This is a genomic window from Candidatus Allofontibacter sp. (genome assembly GCF_040404065.1).
In the GTDB taxonomy this organism is placed as follows: domain Bacteria; phylum Pseudomonadota; class Alphaproteobacteria; order Pelagibacterales; family Pelagibacteraceae; genus Fontibacterium.
In genome coordinates this window covers 200,725-220,978 of sequence record NZ_JBBAJM010000001.1, presented here as the reverse complement: position 1 = coordinate 220,978, position 20,254 = coordinate 200,725, and the positions used below count along the sequence as shown (strand labels likewise).

Here is a 20,254-nt window from a genome sequence, read left to right as displayed (position 1 = left end):
ATTTTATTTTAGAAATAATTTCGGACGTAGATAGAAAATAAAGATTCATCTTATTAAATAGATAGATAATCTACTTATTTAGTGTCCGCCTAAATATGCCGCTTTAATTGCTGGATCGTTTTTAAGTTTACTAGCTGGACCGTGCATAGAAATACGCCCATTCTCTAAAACATAAGCGTAGTCTGCTATATTTAAAGCTCCAACAGCGAATTGCTCAACTAAAAGCATCGTTGTACCAGCGGCTTTAAGTCTTGCTATAATCTTAAAAACTTCTTCAACAAGAATAGGAGCTAGTCCCATAGAAGGTTCATCAAGCAGAATAATATCTGGGTTTAACATAATCGCTCTCGCCATTGCTAACATTTGCTGTTCTCCTCCCGACAAAGTTCCAGCTAATTGATTTCTTCTCTCTTTTAATTTTGGAAACAGTTCCATGGCTCTATCTATGTCTCCTTTAAAATCTCCCCTAGGTCTACTTCCGGTTAGCCTTGGGAAGGCTCCTAATTGCAAATTATCAAATACCGTAAGAGATGGAAAAACTCGACGTCCTTCTGGTGAGTGGGCTAATCCTAAACATGCAACTTTATATGACGGAAAATTATCAATAGATTTTCCATTTAAAGTAATATGTCCGGACGTTAATTTTATCATTCCAGTAATTGTTCTAAGGGTTGTTGTTTTTCCGGCTCCATTTGCGCCAATAAGAGTGACAACTTTATTTTTAGGTACTTCGATATTAATTTTTTTTAGAACATTTACTTTGCCGTAACCAGATTCTAAATCTTTTATAATTAGCATAATTTTCTAAGTTGTTTGCGCTCCTAAATAAGCCTCTATAACTTTTGGATTATTTTGGATCTCTTTAGGTTTACCTTCAGCAATTTTTTGACCAAAGTCTAATACCGACACAACATCAGATACTGCCATCACAACTTCCATATGATGCTCGATCAGAATAATTGTAATTCCTTTTTCTTTAATCTTTTTAATAATTAATAAAAGCTCTTTAATATCAGGAGCTGTTAATCCTGCTGCGGGCTCATCAAGTAAAAGTAAGTTAGGATCTAAAGCAAGGGCTCTAGCAATCTCTAGTAATCTTTGTTTTCCGTAAGTTAAATTTCTCGCTTCTTCATTAGCAAACTCTTCCAAGCCAACAAATTTTAAAAGGCCATATGCTCTTTGTTTTGCTGCTAATTCTTCACGTTTAAATCTTGGTAAGTTTAATGCGATCTCAAATAAATTTGATTTATAAGTATGATTTAAACCAACCATAATATTTTCTATGGCTGTCATCTCATTAAATAACTGAACGTTTTGAAAAGTTCGCGCTATTCCTGAAAGGGCGATTTTTGAAGAAACTTTCCCAACAATGCTTGCTCCTGAAAACTCAACTGTGCCTGCTGTTGGAACGTAAATTCCAGTTAAAACATTTATTAACGTACTTTTTCCAGATCCATTTGGTCCAATAAGGCCATGAATAGTTCCTCTTTTAACTATTAAATCAACATCATGTAACGCTTTTAAACCACCAAACTGCATTAAAACTGATTTTAGATTTAATAACTGATCTGGGGCAGATGAGTTTTTGGCAGAAATAATAGCATCATCTTTATCAAAATTTCCAACATCAATTTGATCTCTTGCTGATTTTTTAGAACTAAATATTCGCATATAAAAATTATTAACAAACCCAACGATTCCATCTTGAAGATAATAAACAACAAGAAGAATCATAAATCCAAAAATACTCAAACGCCAGTCACTAATATTTTTTATAAAATATGAAAAAATCATTAACCCGACAGTTCCAATGACAGGTATAGAAACTTTTCTTACTGTTGACATTTGTCTTGAGATTAAAAGAGCTGATCCTGCAACAACAACAAATGCGAGAGCAGTTGCAACAATTCTAAAAAGTTTAACATCTCCTAATAACTGAGGTAAAGTAATAACGATGGCAGCGCCAATGATAGCTCCTAAACGAGTTTTACGACCGCCCATAATAATTGCTAGCAAGAATAAAACGGTTAATTCAAACACATAGGTGTTAGGAGAGATATATTGCTCTGAATAAGCGTATAAAGAACCTGCAAGCCCGGCAAAGCCTGCACTTATAATAAAAGCATAAACTTTATATTTATAAACAGAAACACCCATACAATCGCAAGCAACAGGGCTATCTCTTAAAGCTTCAAATGATCTTCCTAATCTTGACTTAAGTATTCGATTAATAACTACAAGACTCAAAACTGATATCGCTAAGACTATCCAGTAATAATGTATTTCCTTAGTTTGAAAACCAAAAATTATTGGTTTCTTTATTATAATTCCTAAAGGTCCTTCTGTTAAAAAAGTCATTTCATTAATTAGGATTTGTATAATTGTACCAAACGCTAGAGTAACCATGGCAATATAAGGACCTACAACTTTAAGGGCGGGCAATGCAAGTAATGCTCCAAAAATACAAGAGACAATAACGGCTATTGGAAGAATAATTAAAAAAGGAACGCCTAATTTAAAATATAGAATTCCAGCAGTATAAGCTCCTACACCAAACAACCCAGCGTGACCCAGGGATACTTGTCCAGTGTAACCAACAACTATATCTAAACCAAATAAAAGAATTGAGTAAATCAAAATTCTTTCAACCATATGAATATAATAAGTATTGGTTTGAAAAATTGGAAAAAGGGACAATATTATTATTCCCGCGGCCAATATTAAAAATTTAAATCTCATCTTTTTTAAACTTTTTTAATTGTAGTTTTTCCAAATAAACCCGCTGGTTTAAAAGATAAAACTATTAACAAAATAATTAAGCTAGGCACATCTTTATAGCCAGTCGAAATATAAAAACCTGTCAATGTTTCGCTAACTCCTAAAATAATTCCACCAACAACAATTCCTAAACCGCTAGACAAACCACCAACAATTGCAACAGCAAAAGCTTTTAATCCCAAAGCGCCTCCAGCGCCTGATCCTGCTAATGTTAAAGGAGAAATTAAAACTCCAGCGAAAGATGCTGTTAAAGAAGAAAGTGCATAAGAAAATGTGATTACTAATCCAGTGTTAATTCCCATAAGACCAGCTGCATCTCTATCATTTGCAGTGGCTACAACTGCTTTTCCATAAATTGATTTGCGGTTGAAAATTTCAACGAGCAGCATCATGGATACAGCACCTAAAACTACTAAAATTTCCATTGGCAAAATATTTGCACCAAAAAGTTTTATAGGATCGTCTTCAAATGGTCCTGGAAATCTAAAAGTACTTCTTCCCCAAATATTTTCAGCAAAATTTCTAAAAATAATTCCAAGTGCAATAGTAGACATAATCCAACCAAACTCTGATTTTATTTTAATTGCAGGACGAACTCCTAAATACTCAACTACGGTTCCTTGTAAAAATCCAAAAACGCAAACTAAGGGAATAATAAGCCAGTAATTTATTCCTAAATTAGATAAAGTCAGTCCAACCATGGACCCCAGCATTAAAGCCTCTCCTTGTCCAAAGTTTAAAGTTGCAGAAGTTGAGAAAGTTAATTGATAACCAAATGCAACAACAGCATAAATCATGCCAAGGGCTACTCCGCTATAAATAAGTTGAACAAAAATATCCATTAAATCCCCACAATTTTTAATTTAATAATAGTAAAATAAACTAATAATCTTTTCAATCAATCCAAATAAAAAACGCCACACTTTTAAGGTGTGGCGTTTTCTAAAAGAATAAAAATAAAAAAATTATTTTTAAAACTTAATTATTTTTGACCTTTAGCAGCAACAACTCTTGCGTTTTTAACGATTCCCATAACTGGATCTTTATCTGTGATCGCATCGTGGTCATCTTTAGTAAACGGCTTGTTGTAAGTTTTAACAACACCAACAACTGGCGTTTTTAAATCTTCAAGAGCTAGTCTAATTTTATCACCTTCTAAGCTATTCGCTTGTTTGATAGCTGCAACTAATAAGTATACTGAATCGTATCCTTGAGCAGCAGACACCGGTGAATCTATACGGTCGTTTTTAGGTTTAAACTCTTTCAAGTAAGCTTCGATAAAAGCTTTACGTTTTGGAGTTGTTGGTGCTTGAATAAATGTTTGAGGCATAATTGCACCTTCACCATTTTTTCCAGCTGAATCAATGAAGTTTGCCATTGATAAAGTCCAGCTACCAATTAAAGGAACTTTCCAACCTACTTTGGCCATTGCATTTGCTATTTGAGCAAGTTCCGGTCCGATTGCGTAAGTTAAAATAACTTCAGCTCCAGCGCTTTTAGCTTTTAAAACTTGTGCTGTCATATCAGTATCGCCAGTGTTAAATTTTTCTGTAGTAACTGGTGTGATATTTTTTGCAGCCAAAGCTTTAATTAAGTCTGCTTGTCCTAATTGACCATAATTTGTTGAATCAGCTAAGATCGCAACTTTTTTAAATCCACGAACAGTAATTGCTTCATTAACGATCATAGGAGATTGAATTTCATCTCTTGCTGATGTTCTGAAAACGAATACATCTTTAGCGTCTTTAAATGGAAAGCTTGGACCTTTTGTCAGAGCAGTTCCGGTCGCAACGTTATTGATTACAGGAATTTTAGCATCTTGGTAAAAACGATGTGAAGCAAGAGCAACGCCTGTATTAATAAAGCCAACGACTGCAACTATTTTTTCTTTATTAATTAATTCTTGAGCGATTTCCACTCCTCTTTCATTTTTAGCTTCGTCATCACGCTCGATTAACTCAAGCTTTTTTCCAAGAACACCACCCGCCGCATTTACTTCTTTAGCAGCTAGTCGTACTCCATCTCTCATACTAACACCCATTGAAGATGATCCACCTGTGAAAGGTCCATCAACTCCAATTTTGATAGTCTGAGCAAATGACGCACTAGCAATAATGCTTGCGAATAAAACGCAAACTGCCAGTACGAATTTGTTTGTTTTTCTTATCATTTATTTTCCTTGTTTTAGTTAATTAACTGGGAGCGATTAAAACAAAAAAATTAAAGAGAGTCTCGATAAAAAAAATTAACTATAACAAGTGAAATAACAAATATTACTACTCAAGGTTGTAATAATAAACTTAATATATTTAAGCTTTAGTTTTGTGATAATTAAATTGCTGAAATGAATCTATTTTCAGAAGAAGTAATAATTTTTTTCCAGATAGTTTTAGTCAACGTTATTCTTTCAGGCGACAATGCAATAATTATTGGAATGGTTGCCTCGCAATTTGAAGGCTCCCTTAGAAAAAAAATATTATTGTATGGAACGTTAGTTGCCGTTTTTATGCGTTTAGCTTTCACGGGAATTGTAACTTACTTATTTCAATTTAAAGGGGTTAAAATATTTGGAGGAATTCTGCTGCTTTGGATTGTTTACAAGTTATATGAAGACGTTATTAAAGAAAAAAATAAAGAAGAAGATAATAATAAATTCACTATTAAAGAATCAGAAAAAACAAAACTAGGTAAAGCAATTCTCACTGTTGCCATAGCAGATATTACCTTAAGTTTAGATAATGTTTTAGGTGTTGCTGGAGCAGCAAAAGGTCATTACTGGGCTTTAGCTACTGGACTAATTCTCTCTATTTTTGTAATGGCCATTCTTGCAAACATAATCTCTTCTTATATTAAGAAATTTAAATGGGTTGCTTGGATAGGTCTGTTTACTATTTTGTGGGTTGCGATAGATTTAATATATTCTGAGACAAAAATACTATTTTTCTAAAATTTTAATTTAATTGATCTTTCGGACGTTTATTCTGAAAAAAATTTTCTAAATTATCGATAGATCTATTACCCATGGCAATTCTAGTTTTTAATGTTGCGCTACCTAAATGAGGAAGTAAAAAAAGATTTTGAAGTTTTAAATACTCTGGATGAATTTTTGGCTCTCCATTATATACATCAAGCCCTAAAGCAAAAATTTTTCCATTTTTTAAAGCCTTGATCATTGCCTCATCATCAACCACATCTCCTCTTGCGGTATTAGAAATAACGGCTCCATTGGGTAAATAACTAATAGTTTCTTCATTAATTATTTTGGACGTATCTTTTGTTGCAGGGCAATTAATTGATAAAAAATCACTATTACTAAAAAGAGATTTAATATTGTCGTGATAAATTGCTCCCTGTTCAAGATCCGCTGAAAGCTTAGTTCTGTTATGATAATGTATTTTCATTCCAAAGCCTCTTGCTCTTTCTGCAATTGCTCTTCCAATTCTTCCCATGCCTAGAATTCCTAAATTGCTGCCGGACATTTGTTTTCCTAATAAAAAATCTGTTGCCCAAACCCACTCCTGCTCCTCAGCAGATTTTCTTGCTTCATAAGCTCTTCTTGAAGCTCCTAATAATAATAAAATTGCAATATCAGCAGTCGCGTCCGTTAAAACTTCTGGGGTATTAGTAACTACGATTCTTTTTTTGGTAGCTTCATCAATATCAATATTATTGTAGCCCACTGAATAACTTGCGATAATTTTGACTGTGTTTGAAATTTTACTGAAAATATCAGCATCAAATTTATTTCCACCTATGCATAAAATTCCATCACAATCTTTTGAGAGTTCTAAAATTTCTTCAGAAGTGTAGACTTTTTCTTGCTTATTTAATTTTACATCAAATAATTTTTTTATTCTTTCTTCATTTTCTGGAAGCAAATTTCTAGTAACTAAAATTTTTTTTTTCATAACGAAGAAATGGCTTTAGGCTTTTCTCCTCCCGTATACCAATCCAGAACCTCTATTGTATGAACTATAGGTATTTTTGTTCCGGAAGATATCTGCGTAATACATCCAATATTTCCCGTAGAAATAAAATCAGGATTTACTTTATTAATATTTTCAACTTTTCTTTTTAAAAGTTCTGCAGCCATTTGGTCTTGAAATAGATTGTAAGTTCCAGCAGATCCACAACACAAATGACCATCCGGTATTTCAAAAATATCATTTCCGGTTTTTTTTAATAAATCTATCGGTTTAGAATGTAATTTTTGACCATGCTGCATTGAACAAGCTGAATGGTACGCAATTTTAAATTTTTTATCTTTAGTTTTATAATTTAATTTAATATTTTTTCCTAAATACTCAGTCACATCTTTTGCAAGATTTGATATGATTTTTGCTTTATTTCTAATCTCTTTATCTTCATGATCTCTAAAAATATAACCATAATCTTTTATAGTAGTTCCGCAGCCAGAAGTGGTAACTAAAATAGCATCGAGATTTTTTTCTTCATACAGTTTAAACCAGGCGTTAATATTATTTATAAAAGACTTGTGGGCTAAATCTTCTTTTCCGAGATGATGGTTTAGTGAACCGCAGCATTCAACTTGTTTTGGAACTAACACCTCAACTCCGTGTCTATTTAGAACGTTAATAGTAGCGTCATTAATTTGTGGAGAAATAACTCTTTGTACGCAGCCCGTTAGTAGAGCAACTTTTGCATATGTTTTGCCCGTTGCCGGATAAACTTCCTGATTAGCATATATAGATCTAGGAAAAGAATTTGGCATATACTTAAGCATATTTTTAATTTTTTTTGGAAAAATAAATCTGAACGGATAAAATAGTCTTGCACTATACCCAGCAATTCTAAAAAGGGTTGGACTGGGTAAAATTTTAGATAAGAGAGCTCTTAAAAATCTATCAAAAAAAGGTCTAACAAATGTTTTTTCTATGTGATTTCGCGCATGATCCACAAGGTGCATATAATTAACTCCTGATGGACAGGTCGTCATACATGAGTAGCATGATAAACAACGGTCAATGTGTTTTGTTATTTTTTCATTTGCTGGCTTATTTTTTTCCAGCATATCTTTTATCAAATATATTCTACCTCTTGGTCCATCTAGTTCATCGCCTACAATTTGATAAGTTGGACAGGTTGCGTTACAAAAACCACAATGAACACATTTTCTAATAATCTTTTCTGAAGAATTAACGTTGTTATCCTGTAGTTGTTTCTTAGTAAAAGTTGTTTGCATTATATTCCTGAATACATTTTCCCTGGATTTAAAATTTTTTTTGGATCAAAGCTCTCTTTGATCTTCAAAGACAAAACTCTAATATTGTCATCAACCGTTGTCAAAAAGTCTTCTCTAATACGTACGTGATTAGGTGCTTTAATAATTGTCATGTGACCATTAAGAGCAAGCGCTGCTTTTCTTAATTGTCTAAGAAGAACGCTATCATTCTGCGGTATAGCAATCCAAGTAAGATTTCCCGCCCAATCTACCACGTATCGTAATTCTTCATTCTCAAACTGATTAATGAATTGACCAGTGTTAACAGATGGTAAAATTATTTTTATAACAACACTCTCAGTATTATTAAAAAATTCTAAATCAGTAGTATTCTTCCAAAAAATTCTTGATTGATAATTCTCTAGAACAGACATAGTTTTTTTATATTCATCAAATAATTTTTTTAAAGTATTCACTCTTTCAATTACAGAAATTTTTGGTCCTTCAATGCGAAGTGCTGTGATAGAGGTGCTAATATCTAAATCATTTAATTTAAAAAAATTTAAACTTTTTTCAGGATAAAAACATGCTCCTGAAATCTCAACTGAAGTTTGCATGGCTTTTGAAAAAATGTTTAAAGCTTTTTTTAAATTAATATTATTAATAAGCAGTGTTTGACTTTCTTCATTTTTAGGCTGAACTTTTAAAACAATCTCAGTTAGAGCAACTAAAGTTCCATAGGATCCCGCTATAAGTTTACTTACGTCATATCCGGTTACGTTTTTAACAACTGTGCCACCTGATTTTACAATCTCACCTTTTCCATTAACGCCCTGAAAACCTAAAATATGATCTCTTAAAGCCCCGGATTTAAATCTTCGAGACCCTGACAAGTTACATGAAACTGCACCACCAACGGAGCCTTTGTTGCTTTTACCATTATATAAAAATCCAAGATCAGCTGGCTCAAAAGCTAATTCCTGATCTCTTTTATCAAGCTCTGCCTCTACTAGTCCAAGTGAAGTTGCTGCTTTAACTTTTATGTAAAGCTCCTCAGGAAAGTACTCAATTATTCCATTTAAATTTTTTAACTGAAGAGTTTTTGAACATTGAATCAATCTTCCGATAGGTCTTGTGTTTTGTCCTATAATTTCAATTGGAGTAGCTTGCTCATGACTCTCTCTTATAAAATTTGAGATATCATTTTCGCTGGATGGCGAATAAATTTCTGACATTAAAATCTTGGAATATCTTTAAATTTATTATTATCTTTATGTACATGCATTTTTCCCCCTTCTGCACAACGATGAAGAAGTGGATAAACTTTACCAGGATTTAATAATGAATTCTTATCAAAAGCTTCTTTGATATTTAGTTGTTGTTGAATGTCCTCGTCATTAAACATTTCGCACATTAAATCTCTCTTCTCAATTCCAACCCCATGTTCACCTGTAAGAACTCCTCCGGATTTGACACAATATTTTAAAATATCAGCTCCAAATTGTTCTGCTTTTTTTAATTCACTACGAATATTAGAGTCGAACATTATAAGTGGGTGTAGGTTTCCATCTCCCGCATGAAAACAGTTTGCAACTCTTAAACCGTATTTATTTGAAAGTCTGGTAATCTCTTTTAAAACTTCTGGTAATTTTTTTCTTGGTATAGTTCCATCCATACACAAATAATCTGGTGAAATACTTCCAACTGCTGGGAAAGCAACTTTTCTTCCCGACCAAAATCTTAATCTTTCGTCATCATTCTTGCTAATGCGCAAATAAGTAGCTTTGTTTTTTTTTGCTATTTCTTCAACTTTCTTAATTAAAACATTCACTTCGCTTTCTGTTCCATCCAATTCTACAATTAAAATAGCGTCGACATCTCTTGGATATCCTGCTTTAGAATAATCATCGGTTGCTTTAATTAAAGGCTTGTCCATTACTTCCATTCCAGCAGGAATAATTCCTCCAGAAATAATATCTGAAACACACTGGCCTGACTCTTCAACTTTTTGAAATCCTAACAATAATGCTTTTATTGATTGTGGTTTTTTTAAAATTTTAACTGTGACCTCAGTAACAACTCCTAATAATCCTTCTGAACCTGTAATAAGACCGAGCAAATCATAGCCTTCTGACTCAATTTTTTTTCCGCCAAAACGCATAATAGTTCCATCCATCAAAACAAACTCAACACCGAGAACATTATTAGTCGTTGTTCCATATTTTAAGGAATGAACTCCCCCAGAATTTTCAGCAATATTTCCTCCGATTGAACAGGCTATCTGACTTGAAGGATCGGGAGCATAATAAAAATCTTTATGCTCGACAGCTTTTGTTAAGGCTAGATTTGTAACGCCGGGTTGAGTTACTACGCATCTATTTTCAAAATCAATTTCTAAAATTTTATTAAATTTTCCAAGTCCCAATAAAACACAATCTGCTAATGGTAATGCACCTCCTGAAAGTCCTGTTCCTGCACCCCTTGGAACAACTTTAATATTTTTTTCATTACAATATTTTAAAATATCGCTAACCTCTCTAGTATTTTCTGGCAAAACTACAGCCATTGGCTTTTGTTTATAGGCACTCAAAGCATCTGTTTCGTAAGGAGTGATGCCCTCTAAATCTGAAATAATATTAATTGGATTAGTGAATTTTTTTAAATCTCGAACAATTTTTTCTTTATCATCAAGAATAAGCTGATCTACTTGTGGCATTACTAGAGTCATGCAACAAACTTATATTATTTTGTTTGATAGATACAGATCTTTGAAGTTGAAAATAAAACTTTATTTAACAACAGTTTTTTTAATTTTTTCTAAAGCTTTTTCGATATTCTCGTAAGAGTTTGCAAAACTAAATCTTACAAAATCTTTAGCAGATTTACCAAAGCTAACACCAGGAATAATTGCAACTCCAGCTTCATTTAAACATTTATCTGCGAATTCATTGCCGTTCATGCCTGTACCACTAATATTAGGAAATACGTAAAAAGCTCCTCCAGGATTATTGCACTTGATGCCTTTAATACTATTTAAGCCATCAACGATTAATTTTCTTCTTCTACTAAACTGACTCATCATTTCATCTAAAAAATCATGCTGACCATCTAATGCCGCCAATCCTGCAATCTGGGTTGAGGCACAAGGACATGAGTGATCATTCACACATAATCTTGTTACATCTTCAATAATTTTTTCTGGCCAAACACTCCAACCTAGACGCCAACCTGTCATTGCATATGTTTTGCTCCAACCATCTAAAACTATTAATCGATCAAAAAGTTCTGGATAATTAAAGAAAGAAGGCATTTTTTTCTTATCATAAATTTGCCTACTATAAATTTCATCACTTAAAATTGCTACATCTGGAAATTTTTTTAATCCTTCAGCAAGCTTGTCAATTTGCTCTCTTTCAATTAGTCCACCTGTTGGGTTTTGAGGGTTATTAATAATAATCAAACGAGTTTTATTATTTATTAATTTTAAAACTTCTTCCGCTTTAAAAGAAAAATTATTTTCTTCCTTTAGATACATTGGAACAGCTTTTGCTCCTGTATAGTTAATCATAGACTCATAAATTGGGAATCCAGGTTCTGGGTAAATAATTTCTGTTCCCGGCTGACCAAACATTAACATTGCAAAAAACATTGTAGGCTTTCCGCCTGGCATAATAACTACCCTGGATGCATCTACATTTGCGCCATACATTTTTTTAATATGCCGAGAAACACCTTGTCTTAATTCTAAAAGACCATTTGCCGGTGTATATCCATGAAAACCATCATCTAACGCTTTTTTTGCAGCATCAACGATATGTTGTGGTGTTCTAAAATCTGGCTGACCAATTCCTAAATTGATTATTTCTCTTCCTTGCGCTTCTAAAGCTTTTGCTTTTGCAAGAACAACAAATGCATTTTCTGTGCCGAGTTTAAAAAGACTATCTGCTAATTTCACTTTTTTCTAAAAATTACTTTATCTCTTGTTATTTCTTTAACGTTTCTGCAGCCCATTAATGTCATTCCTCTTTTTATTTCATCATGCATAATTCTAAGTATTGCTTCTACTCCTTGCTGCCCGCCTGCTCCCAATGCATATAAATAACCTTTTCCAAAGGAACATGCCTTTGCTCCAAGCGCTAAAGCTTTTAAAACGTGAGTTCCTCTTCTAACTCCACCATCTAAGATCACATCCACTTTATCTCCAACTGCATCCACAATATCTGCGAGCACATCAAATGGTGACATCGAAGCATCTAATTGTCTTCCTCCGTGATTTGAAATCATAATTGCAGTTGCTCCTATGTCGACTGCTTTTTTTGCATCCTCTACAGATACAATTCCTTTAATCGCAAAAGCGCCGTTCCATTTTTTTGCAACATACTCTGCATCCTTCCAGTTCATGGTATGATCGAACTGACTGTTAATATAATTAATTACTGAAGTCTCTATAGAGTGCCCATCTTTTTCAGTATGAGGAAGATTAGGTAATTTAAATCTTTCATGAAATAAATAATTTAGAGTCCATTCAGGATGTAATGCAAAACTTATTAAACTCGCTAAAGTTAATTTAGGTGGTGTTGTAAAGCCTGTTCTGTGATCTCGCTCTCTATTACCTGCAACAATAGTATCGACGGTCAAACACAATGCTTTAAAATTAGCTTTTTGACATCGTTCAATTAAATTATCTGTGAGACCTTTATCTTTATGAATGTAAAGTTGAAATAATTTTGGCCCATTCGTTAAACTACCAATCTCTTCAATTCCAGTTGTTGCAATCGTAGACATGCCGAAAAAAGTACCAAATTTTTCTGCAGCTCTTGAAGTCGCTTTCTCACCTTGGTGATGGTACAATCTATGCATTGCTGTTGGTGCAAGAAATAATGGCATATTAATCTTCTGTCCAAAAACAGTTGTCGACATATCAATTGAGCTCACGTCTCTCAAAACACTTGGGACTAAATCGCAATCATTAAATGCTGTTGTATTTCTTTTTAAAGTAACTTCATCATCCGCCCCACCATCGATGTAATGAAATATTGGAGAAGGTAATTTTTTTTTAGCTAGTTTTCTAAAATCATCAACATTCAGACACTTTGCTAATGACATTATAAAAACCTAGAAATTTTTTTGAAAACCTAAGATGTAATTATTAGCGCCTGGATTTTTCTCTCCAAGACTAGCATTTGAAATATGACTATATGCAACACCTATATTGAATGTTGGAGTTAAATTTAAAGCCACTCTAACTTGTGACTTAAATTCAAGTCCATAACCTAAATCTTTTGCGTCTCCTTTTCCGTAAATACCAGGAGTAAAGCTTGGAGAAATTAAAATAGAGTTATTTAAAACTTTATAATCTAATCTAACTCCGGCGTATGCATACTTTGCATCACCACCTGTTCTTAAGAATCCAATTACTGGTTTAAAATCACCTATTGGAGAACCAAAAAGAGTTTTGTCAAAATCATAATCTATTTGAACCATATCTCTTGCATGGCTATCATTATGATCAAATCTTCCGCCAGAAAATGTAATTCCATCTGCTTTAGAAACAGAACATAGACTAATAAATATTGTAGAAATAATTGTGAAAGATTTAAAAAATTTTGCGCTCATAATCGTAAGTCTTTATTTAACAAAACACATATAAAAGCAATAAAGATTTATTTTTTCTTATTGGTATTTAAGCGAAATATTAAAAATCCACCTATAGCAAATACAATTAAAGGTAATAACCACAAAATTAAACTATTAAAATTAAACCTTGGCGTAAATACAATCCATTCACCGTAGCGACTAATTAAAAAATCGTAAATTTGTTTTTCACTTTCTCCAGCGTCAATTTTTTTAGAAATTAATTTTTTTAAATCTAATGCAAAGTCAGAGTTCGACTCATAAATTGATTGCCCCTGACATACAATGCAACGAACATTTTTATAAATTTTATTTTTTAATTCTTCGTTTGCCAAAATAGAATGTGTGGTGAATAAAAAAAATACTATTATTAAAAAATATTTCTTAAACAACATAATTTATTTTTTTAATTGTAAAATTTTGGTAACAATATCTTCATTTAGTGGACCTATATTTTTAAAGATAATTTTTCCCTTATTAAGAACATATGTCTCTGGCACTCCATAAGCGCCAAGTTGGATTGATACTTCTCCATTACTATCCACTCCAACTAATTGATAAGGATTCTCATAAGTTTTTAAGAAATTTTTAGCATTCATTCTTTCGTCTTTATAATTAATACCAATAATATTTATTTGATTATTATTTTTTAAATTTATTAATAAAGGATGCTCAACACGACAAGGGATGCACCAAGAAGCCCAAATATTTATAACAACAAAATCCTTATCTAGTAATTCCTTACTATTAATTTTTATTTTTTTATCAAAAAGATCTTCCAAGACAAATTCTGGAATTTTTTTTCCAATCATCTGATTGGGTTGATAAACTTTATTAGAGTTTAAAACTTTTAGAAAAAGAGCAAAGATTATAAGAAGCGTAACAGTTAAAATTATAATCCTATATCTAATATTCATTTCTTGCTCTAAAAGTTTGATAAATGCCTCCAAAAGCGATCAACAATACCGAGGACCATATCCATAACATAAATGGCTTGTAATAAAATCTTACCATTATTTTATCCTTTTCAAATTCGGATAAATTAATTGCAAAATAATAATCAGTAATAAAATTTGATTTAATACTGGTTTCAGATGTGAATTGGACTGGTTGATCATATTTTCTAATGGATGGTGTTAATTGGACTTGCTTATTATCCTTAGATACTAAAAAATTACCAAAGATTTCTTCATAATTATCTTTTTTAATTTTATTAATTCCCTGAAATTTTATTATAAAGCCCTGAGTTTTAACCTCATCTCCTACCTTCATTGCTGAGTTAATTTCTTTTGATGAATAAGCGTTAATAAATATAGAAAAAATTAACAAACCAAAGCCTAAATGCGAAAACAATCTACCAAGATTTAAATTAAGTTTTTTCTGAAAAATCCAATCAAAAACTACTGAAACAATTAAATAGATAGAAAATATTAAGGCTAAAAATAAAATAATATTTTTATAATCTAAAAAAACAAAAATAATTATTGAGCTTAGTATAAGTGAAATAGGTAAAAAAATTTTTATATTCTTTAATTTTATACTCTTATCTTTATTCCAATTTAAGAGAGGACCATGCGCCATAAAAAATAAGAATACAAATAAAAATGGCGTTAAAATTGTATTGTAATAGACAGGTCCTACAGAAATACTTTGTCCAAGTATTGCCTCAAGAATAATTGGATAAACCGTACCAACTAAAACTACCGAAAGAAAAAAAATTAAAAAATAATTATTAATTAAAATAAAATTATCTCTCTGAAAAAAAGAGTAATTAGTAATTAAAGATTTCTTTGGATCTTTAATAATAAAGATAACAAGCGAAAAAAAAGTGATTAATAGTATTATAGATAAAATATATACTCCTCTATAAGGATCATTTGCAAAGGCATGCACTGAATTTAAAACTCCTGATCTAACTAAAAAAGTACCAAGTAAACTCATAACAAAAGTAAAAATAGATAACAGCGCAGTCCAGGAATATAATTTATCTTTTTTTAAGGTGACGATATTAGAATGCAACAAAGCCGTAGCCGCAAGCCAAGGCATTAGAGAAGCGTTTTCAACTGGATCCCAAAACCAATACCCACCCCATCCTAATTCATAATAAGCCCAGAAAGATCCAAGACCTATTCCAATAGTAAGTGAAGACCAAGGAAGCAGTATCCAAAAATTTGAGACCTTACTCCAGAGACTGTTAAAACGATTGGTAACTAATCCTGCCAAAGCAAAACTAAAAACTAAAGAAAAGCCCACATAACCAAAATATAAAAATGGTGGATGTATTACTAACAATGGATCTTGCAGTATTGGATTTAACCCCAATCCCTGCAATGGTTTTGGATCAATTTGATCAAAAGGATTAGAAGTAAAGATTAAAAAAAGTAAAAAAATAAAGATTAATATTGATTGAAAAAAAATCGTATAAATTTTCAATTCATCATTAACTTTGCTGTTTGAAAATAAAAAAGAAAATAAAGATAAAATAAGAACAAACAAAACCATGCTGCCTTCATGATTGCCCCAGGCGCCTGATATTTTATAAAGCAGAGGTTTTGTTGTATGAGAGTTTTGATAAACTGCAGCGTTTGCAAAATCAGAAATAATAAAACAATAAATTAAAGTTAAAAATGAAAATAATAATAGAATAAAAATACTATTATTAATAAATTTTATTTTCTTAAGATCTTTAAAAGATTTTTTTTTTATCTTCGTTGTTAAAGAAAAAATTAAATAAATATTAAGTATAAAACAAATTATTAAAGCTAAGTTACCTATGCTGCCTGCGGTCATTTTGATTTTTTCTGCTTTAACGCATTAGCAACTTCTGGGGGCATATAATTTTCATCATGTTTTGCAAGTATAGTACTTGCTATAAAATATTTTTTATCCTTCAGGACTCCTTCTACAACGGCACTTTTGCCCTCAATAAATAAGTTTGGTAATAAACCATTATATTCAACTAAAATTTCATTTTTAAAATCGGTAATAACAAAAATATAAGTATTATTATTTTTTTTTAGTGAACCTTCTTTAACAAGACCTCCAAGCCTAACTTTATTAGCTGGTATTTCTGATAAATGTTTTATTTCTTGTGGCGCATAAAAATACACCGTATTTTTTTTTAAATTACTATAGATAAAAAAAATTATTATTAATCCAATTGTTATTAAAATAAAAAATATTTTTAATCTATTGTATGAGGATTTGCTTATCACAAAACTATCTAAACAATTTTTTAAGATAAGGTAAGAAAACTTATAAAATAGAAAACACGAGTATTAATGATACCATTCAGAGTTGTATAAACAAAATTTGTGCATTGTTATTCAGATTAATAGTATTATAATTGTAATCTAATAAAAATAAGGGGGCTCATGGGTTATCTTGCTAAGAACGGTATTGGTTCTACACAGAAAAAAACATTACTAAGTAGTTTTGTCGGATGGATGTTCGACGGATATGAAACTAGTGCATTAATACTAGTTGGATTTGTAGCTATTAGCTCGATGATGCCTGCTGGTACGGATCCCTCTATTATAAGACTTTCAGTCGGATATGCTATTGCCGCCACGTTGCTTGGATGGGCAATCGGAGGAGTTATTGGAAGTATTTATGCAGACTACATTGGCCGAAAAAAAATGTTGTTAATTGCAATACTTGGCTACTCTGTGTTTACAGGTATTACAGCATTAGCACAAACTCCTGACTCTTTAATTGCTCTTCGCTTCATCACTGGTTTATTTTTAGGATCAGAATGGGCAACAGGAACAGCTCTAATAGCAGAAACATGGCCAAAAAATTTTCGCTCTAAAGCTCTTGGCATAATGCAATCAGGTTTTGGTTTTGGATTCTTGCTTGCCTCTGGTTTGTGGTTATTTGCTCAACCTATGCTTGGTTCTTCGGCGTGGAGATGGATGTTTGTATTTGGTGTCTTGCCTGCAATACTGCTTATTTACATTAGACGTGCCCTGCCTGAATCTGAGTTATGGTTAGAGGCAATAAAAAATAAACAATGGACAACTACTGAGCAGAACAATTCTTACACGAATACTAGTAAGAGGCCTTTTACTTTGACGCAAGTATTTGGAGATTCTGTAGCTCGTTACAGAATGTTTTTAACTCTTATTTTGTGCTCTATTACTGTAGCAGTATTTTATGGAACCAGTGTTTTGATTCCTCCTTATATTGGTTCATTGGCAGCAAAAAGTGGTCTAGATCCGAAACAGTGGGCTTCTTACGGAGCGATTATTTATAATATAGGAGCTATCATTGGTTATATATCAGCTGGATTTTTAGCTGATGCCCTAGGTAGAAAAAAATATATGTTTTTGATTTTTACCGGAGGCTTAATTGTTGGTCCGGTAATGTTTAACATTACTCCTGACCTAATAACCGCGTTAATATTCACACCATTATTAGGAATGTTTACGTTGGGGGCGTTTTCGTGGATGCCTATATATTTACCTGAGTTATTTGCAACAAATGTCCGATCTACAGCCACTGGATTTGTGTTTAATACATCAAGGCTTATTGCAACGCCAGCTCCTATCTATGCAGCTGTATTATTCACAACATTAGGTGGTCCGGCAATGTCCGTGACTTACCTTTGTTTGTTATTTATTATTTCGATAATTGTGGTCATTTTTCTCCCTGAAACAATGGGAAAACCACTTCCTAAATAATATTTAATTTTTTGCCATATATTTTTTAATTAAATATATGGCAAAATAATTATAATTTATGGATCTAAAAATTAAAAAAAAAGTAGCAATTGTTACTGGTGCGAGCGCTGGTATAGGTTTTTCAGTTTCAAAAGAGTTCTTAGAGAATGGTGTTTCGGTTGTTATGGTTGCGAGAGATCCCGATAAACTAAATTTAGCTTCTGAAGATTTAAAAAAACAAGGACATGAATCAATTCTTACAATTTCTGCAGATGTTTCATTGCCTGCTTCTGCTGAAGAAATTACAAATCAATGTATTAAAAATTTTGGGAAAATAGATATTCTAGTTAACAATGCTGGGCGCGCACACTCTGGCGGATTGATGAAGTCTAGCGAATCGGATTGGGAAAATATGACAGCTGTTAAATTGTCAGCAATGCGTCGACTATGCTATTGGTCTATTCCTCATATGCGTTCTAATAAATGGGGAAGAATTATAAACATGTCCTCAATTGGAGGTATATACCCCAATCCTAAGTTATTTATTTCCCATACTCTCAGTGGTGCTATTAATGCTTTTACTAAAGCACTTGCTTTAGAAGTAGCTGAATACGGAATTTTAGTAAATGCAATAGGGATAGGTGCTGTGGCAACTGAAAATATGACTAATAACATGATCCCTGCTTTAAGATCGTCTAGGGCAGATTTTAAGAATTTAACAGACGAGGAAATTTTAATAAGAATAGGCAAAGAAAGAACGCCCATAGGAAGGGCTGGTAAACCAGAAGAGATTGCAGCTTTGGCTGTTTTTTTAGCCTCTGAAAGAAGTGGTTTTATAACTGGAGATACAATTGAGGCATCTGGTGGTGCTGATCGTTTTTTATAATTTAATATTAAGGAATTTATGGCAGAAATTGTAGCGGCGTTTGGCATACCTCACACTCCTAGTTTTGTTGCTACTGTTGCAAAAGAAGGACCTGAGGCGCCAGTGGCAAAATTATTTCAATCTATAAAAAATTATTTAGATGATGTTAAGCCAGATGTTATAGTAAAGTTTGACTCTGACCATTGGAATACTTTTTTTTATGACAACTGGCCTACTTTTGCGGTTGGTATTTCGAATGAAACTGCAGGGCCTATCGACCAGACTCCCTCAATGCCATGGTACAAAGTTCTAGTTGATGAATCTCTAGGACAACATATCCAAAATGTTGGCGTTAATAATGGTTTTGATTTATCTTTTACAAAAGAATTTCTTATTGATCATTCTATTTTAGTTCCTTTGCATTTTTTAACGCCCAATATGCAAATACCGATAGTTCCCATTTTTATTAATACTTTTGTTCCGCCAATGCCCTCTGCTAATAGATGTCATGATCTTGGTAAAATGGTTCGTAAAGCTATTGAAAGCTGGCCAAATAAAAAGAGGGTGGTAATTATGGCTAGTGGATCCCTTTCATTAGAAGTTGGAGGTCCAAGAATGTTTGAGGGCAAAACTTTTGGAGTACCCGATCCTATTTGGGCAGAGCGTGTTGTTAAATACTTTGAAAGTTCAAATATAAATGAGTTGGTAAAAAATAGTACAACAGAACAAATAGCTCATGCTGGCAACATAGCTGGTGAAATACTAAATTTTATTGCATTGCTTGGTGTTGTTGGAGAAAAAAAACCAATATTTCTAGAAACTCAACTTGAGCTTGGAAATGCATTCGTGGCATGGAGACTAGATAAATGAGCGTATATCAAATTAACAAGATATGTAGAGAAATCCTTCTTGATTTAAATTTTAGATCTAAAACTCAAAATGATCCTAGTAAATCAATATCCGTTTTTTCTCTAACAACTGAAGAAAGAAAATTTCTTTTATCGGGTGACGTGGCTTCTTTATACAAATTAGGGGCAAACGCATTTCTACTCCAGCATCTAGCTAGATTTAATGTTTTTGGTCTAAATTATGAAAATTATAATAAAAAAATGAGGTCAATTAAAACCTGAGGCC

At 32.4% G+C, this 20,254-nt stretch carries 20 protein-coding genes; 5 read left to right on the top strand and 15 right to left on the bottom strand.

Going from position 1 to position 20,254, the window contains the following annotated elements; genetic code table 11:
* Positions 1 to 78 precede the first annotated feature (78 nt).
* The 4 genes from AC8IG9_RS01155 to AC8IG9_RS01140 all read right to left on the bottom strand — a co-directional run bounded on the left by AC8IG9_RS01155 (position 79) and on the right by AC8IG9_RS01140 (position 4,948).
* Positions 79 to 798 carry an ATP-binding cassette domain-containing protein gene (locus AC8IG9_RS01155; protein ID WP_017972159.1) on the bottom strand — a complete coding sequence of 240 codons (720 nt, stop codon included), beginning with the start codon at positions 796 to 798 and terminating at the stop codon, positions 79 to 81.
* Positions 799 to 804: 6 nt separating this feature from the next.
* Complete coding sequence (locus AC8IG9_RS01150) at positions 805 to 2,739, bottom strand: branched-chain amino acid ABC transporter ATP-binding protein/permease (RefSeq protein ID WP_507424992.1); 1,935 nt, start codon at positions 2,737 to 2,739, stop codon at positions 805 to 807.
* Positions 2,740 to 2,744: 5 nt separating this feature from the next.
* On the bottom strand, positions 2,745 to 3,620 hold the full coding sequence (locus tag AC8IG9_RS01145) for a branched-chain amino acid ABC transporter permease (RefSeq protein WP_507424991.1): 876 nt from the start codon (positions 3,618 to 3,620) through the stop codon (positions 2,745 to 2,747).
* Positions 3,621 to 3,760: 140 nt separating this feature from the next.
* Positions 3,761 to 4,948 (bottom strand): ABC transporter substrate-binding protein, encoded by a 1,188-nt coding sequence (locus AC8IG9_RS01140; RefSeq protein WP_507424990.1) that lies wholly within the window; start codon positions 4,946 to 4,948, stop codon positions 3,761 to 3,763.
* Between the two features lie 174 nt (positions 4,949 to 5,122).
* On the opposite strand from AC8IG9_RS01140, the gene AC8IG9_RS01135 reads away from it, so the two are divergent.
* Positions 5,123 to 5,725, top strand: coding sequence for a YjbE family putative metal transport protein (locus AC8IG9_RS01135; protein ID WP_507424989.1), 603 nt, complete (start codon positions 5,123 to 5,125; stop codon positions 5,723 to 5,725).
* A gap of 4 nt (positions 5,726 to 5,729) precedes the next feature.
* On the opposite strand, the gene AC8IG9_RS01130 is transcribed toward AC8IG9_RS01135, so the two are convergent.
* From AC8IG9_RS01130 to ccmE, 11 genes are read right to left on the bottom strand one after another with little or no spacing between them, the layout of a single operon-like run.
* Positions 5,730 to 6,686: a 2-hydroxyacid dehydrogenase gene (locus AC8IG9_RS01130; protein WP_507424988.1), complete on the bottom strand. Its 957-nt coding sequence runs from the start codon at positions 6,684 to 6,686 to the stop codon at positions 5,730 to 5,732.
* Complete coding sequence (gene glcF, locus AC8IG9_RS01125) at positions 6,683 to 7,981, bottom strand: glycolate oxidase subunit GlcF (RefSeq protein ID WP_507424987.1); 1,299 nt, start codon at positions 7,979 to 7,981, stop codon at positions 6,683 to 6,685. Before glcF ends, AC8IG9_RS01130 begins: the two co-directional genes overlap by 4 nt.
* Positions 7,981 to 9,195 carry an FAD-binding protein gene (locus tag AC8IG9_RS01120; protein ID WP_507424986.1) on the bottom strand — a complete coding sequence of 405 codons (1,215 nt, stop codon included), beginning with the start codon at positions 9,193 to 9,195 and terminating at the stop codon, positions 7,981 to 7,983. The genes glcF and AC8IG9_RS01120 overlap by 1 nt, the downstream gene beginning before the upstream one ends.
* Positions 9,195 to 10,688 carry an FAD-linked oxidase C-terminal domain-containing protein gene (locus AC8IG9_RS01115; protein WP_507424985.1) on the bottom strand — a complete coding sequence of 498 codons (1,494 nt, stop codon included), beginning with the start codon at positions 10,686 to 10,688 and terminating at the stop codon, positions 9,195 to 9,197. Before AC8IG9_RS01115 ends, AC8IG9_RS01120 begins: the two co-directional genes overlap by 1 nt.
* Before the next feature lie 60 nt (positions 10,689 to 10,748).
* Entirely contained in the window at positions 10,749 to 11,915 is a 1,167-nt protein-coding gene (locus AC8IG9_RS01110; RefSeq protein ID WP_507424984.1) for a pyridoxal phosphate-dependent aminotransferase, read from the bottom strand.
* Positions 11,912 to 13,066 carry an alpha-hydroxy acid oxidase gene (locus tag AC8IG9_RS01105; protein WP_507424983.1) on the bottom strand — a complete coding sequence of 385 codons (1,155 nt, stop codon included), beginning with the start codon at positions 13,064 to 13,066 and terminating at the stop codon, positions 11,912 to 11,914. Before AC8IG9_RS01105 ends, AC8IG9_RS01110 begins: the two co-directional genes overlap by 4 nt.
* A gap of 9 nt (positions 13,067 to 13,075) precedes the next feature.
* Entirely contained in the window at positions 13,076 to 13,576 is a 501-nt protein-coding gene (locus AC8IG9_RS01100) for an acyloxyacyl hydrolase (protein ID WP_507424982.1), read from the bottom strand.
* A gap of 47 nt (positions 13,577 to 13,623) precedes the next feature.
* Entirely contained in the window at positions 13,624 to 13,989 is a 366-nt protein-coding gene (locus tag AC8IG9_RS01095; protein ID WP_017972172.1) for a cytochrome c-type biogenesis protein CcmH, read from the bottom strand.
* A gap of 3 nt (positions 13,990 to 13,992) precedes the next feature.
* Positions 13,993 to 14,511 carry a DsbE family thiol:disulfide interchange protein gene (locus AC8IG9_RS01090; protein ID WP_507424981.1) on the bottom strand — a complete coding sequence of 173 codons (519 nt, stop codon included), beginning with the start codon at positions 14,509 to 14,511 and terminating at the stop codon, positions 13,993 to 13,995.
* Positions 14,501 to 16,384: a heme lyase CcmF/NrfE family subunit gene (locus AC8IG9_RS01085; protein ID WP_507424980.1), complete on the bottom strand. Its 1,884-nt coding sequence runs from the start codon at positions 16,382 to 16,384 to the stop codon at positions 14,501 to 14,503. Before AC8IG9_RS01085 ends, AC8IG9_RS01090 begins: the two co-directional genes overlap by 11 nt.
* Positions 16,381 to 16,809 (bottom strand): cytochrome c maturation protein CcmE, encoded by a 429-nt coding sequence (ccmE, locus tag AC8IG9_RS01080; RefSeq protein ID WP_507424979.1) that lies wholly within the window; start codon positions 16,807 to 16,809, stop codon positions 16,381 to 16,383. The genes AC8IG9_RS01085 and ccmE overlap by 4 nt, the downstream gene beginning before the upstream one ends.
* A 231-nt stretch (positions 16,810 to 17,040) precedes the next feature.
* Here ccmE and AC8IG9_RS01075 point away from each other — a divergent pair, with 231 nt between their 5' ends.
* From AC8IG9_RS01075 to AC8IG9_RS01060, 4 genes are read left to right on the top strand one after another with little or no spacing between them, the layout of a single operon-like run.
* Positions 17,041 to 18,276: an MFS transporter gene (locus AC8IG9_RS01075; protein ID WP_507424978.1), complete on the top strand. Its 1,236-nt coding sequence runs from the start codon at positions 17,041 to 17,043 to the stop codon at positions 18,274 to 18,276.
* Positions 18,277 to 18,334: 58 nt separating this feature from the next.
* Complete coding sequence (locus AC8IG9_RS01070) at positions 18,335 to 19,141, top strand: SDR family NAD(P)-dependent oxidoreductase (RefSeq protein WP_507424977.1); 807 nt, start codon at positions 18,335 to 18,337, stop codon at positions 19,139 to 19,141.
* Positions 19,142 to 19,159: 18 nt separating this feature from the next.
* Positions 19,160 to 19,990 (top strand): DODA-type extradiol aromatic ring-opening family dioxygenase, encoded by an 831-nt coding sequence (locus AC8IG9_RS01065; RefSeq protein ID WP_507424976.1) that lies wholly within the window; start codon positions 19,160 to 19,162, stop codon positions 19,988 to 19,990.
* Positions 19,987 to 20,250, top strand: a complete 264-nt coding sequence (locus AC8IG9_RS01060) for a hypothetical protein (protein ID WP_507424975.1) — start codon at positions 19,987 to 19,989, stop codon at positions 20,248 to 20,250. Before AC8IG9_RS01065 ends, AC8IG9_RS01060 begins: the two co-directional genes overlap by 4 nt.
* The last annotated feature ends 4 nt before the right edge of the window (positions 20,251 to 20,254 follow it).

Excerpts from the sequence above, each read along its gene's own strand:
- AC8IG9_RS01115 (WP_507424985.1), bottom strand. The coding sequence starts at position 10,688 with ATGACTCTAGTAATGCCACAAGTAGATCAGCTTATTCTTGATGATAAA.
- AC8IG9_RS01075 (WP_507424978.1), top strand. The coding sequence starts at position 17,041 with ATGTTCGACGGATATGAAACTAGTGCATTAATACTAGTTGGATTTGTA.
- AC8IG9_RS01150 (WP_507424992.1), bottom strand. The coding sequence starts at position 2,739 with ATGAGATTTAAATTTTTAATATTGGCCGCGGGAATAATAATATTGTCC.
- AC8IG9_RS01120 (WP_507424986.1), bottom strand. The coding sequence starts at position 9,195 with ATGTCAGAAATTTATTCGCCATCCAGCGAAAATGATATCTCAAATTTT.
- AC8IG9_RS01085 (WP_507424980.1), bottom strand. The coding sequence starts at position 16,384 with ATGACCGCAGGCAGCATAGGTAACTTAGCTTTAATAATTTGTTTTATA.
- AC8IG9_RS01090 (WP_507424981.1), bottom strand. The coding sequence starts at position 14,511 with ATGAATATTAGATATAGGATTATAATTTTAACTGTTACGCTTCTTATA.
- AC8IG9_RS01145 (WP_507424991.1), bottom strand. The coding sequence starts at position 3,620 with ATGGATATTTTTGTTCAACTTATTTATAGCGGAGTAGCCCTTGGCATG.
- glcF (WP_507424987.1), bottom strand. The coding sequence starts at position 7,981 with ATGCAAACAACTTTTACTAAGAAACAACTACAGGATAACAACGTTAAT.
- AC8IG9_RS01155 (WP_017972159.1), bottom strand. The coding sequence starts at position 798 with ATGCTAATTATAAAAGATTTAGAATCTGGTTACGGCAAAGTAAATGTT.
- AC8IG9_RS01130 (WP_507424988.1), bottom strand. The coding sequence starts at position 6,686 with ATGAAAAAAAAAATTTTAGTTACTAGAAATTTGCTTCCAGAAAATGAA.
- AC8IG9_RS01100 (WP_507424982.1), bottom strand. The coding sequence starts at position 13,576 with ATGAGCGCAAAATTTTTTAAATCTTTCACAATTATTTCTACAATATTT.
- AC8IG9_RS01065 (WP_507424976.1), top strand. The coding sequence starts at position 19,160 with ATGGCAGAAATTGTAGCGGCGTTTGGCATACCTCACACTCCTAGTTTT.
- AC8IG9_RS01135 (WP_507424989.1), top strand. The coding sequence starts at position 5,123 with ATGAATCTATTTTCAGAAGAAGTAATAATTTTTTTCCAGATAGTTTTA.
- AC8IG9_RS01095 (WP_017972172.1), bottom strand. The coding sequence starts at position 13,989 with ATGTTGTTTAAGAAATATTTTTTAATAATAGTATTTTTTTTATTCACC.
- AC8IG9_RS01060 (WP_507424975.1), top strand. The coding sequence starts at position 19,987 with ATGAGCGTATATCAAATTAACAAGATATGTAGAGAAATCCTTCTTGAT.
- AC8IG9_RS01105 (WP_507424983.1), bottom strand. The coding sequence starts at position 13,066 with ATGTCATTAGCAAAGTGTCTGAATGTTGATGATTTTAGAAAACTAGCT.
- AC8IG9_RS01070 (WP_507424977.1), top strand. The coding sequence starts at position 18,335 with ATGGATCTAAAAATTAAAAAAAAAGTAGCAATTGTTACTGGTGCGAGC.
- AC8IG9_RS01140 (WP_507424990.1), bottom strand. The coding sequence starts at position 4,948 with ATGATAAGAAAAACAAACAAATTCGTACTGGCAGTTTGCGTTTTATTC.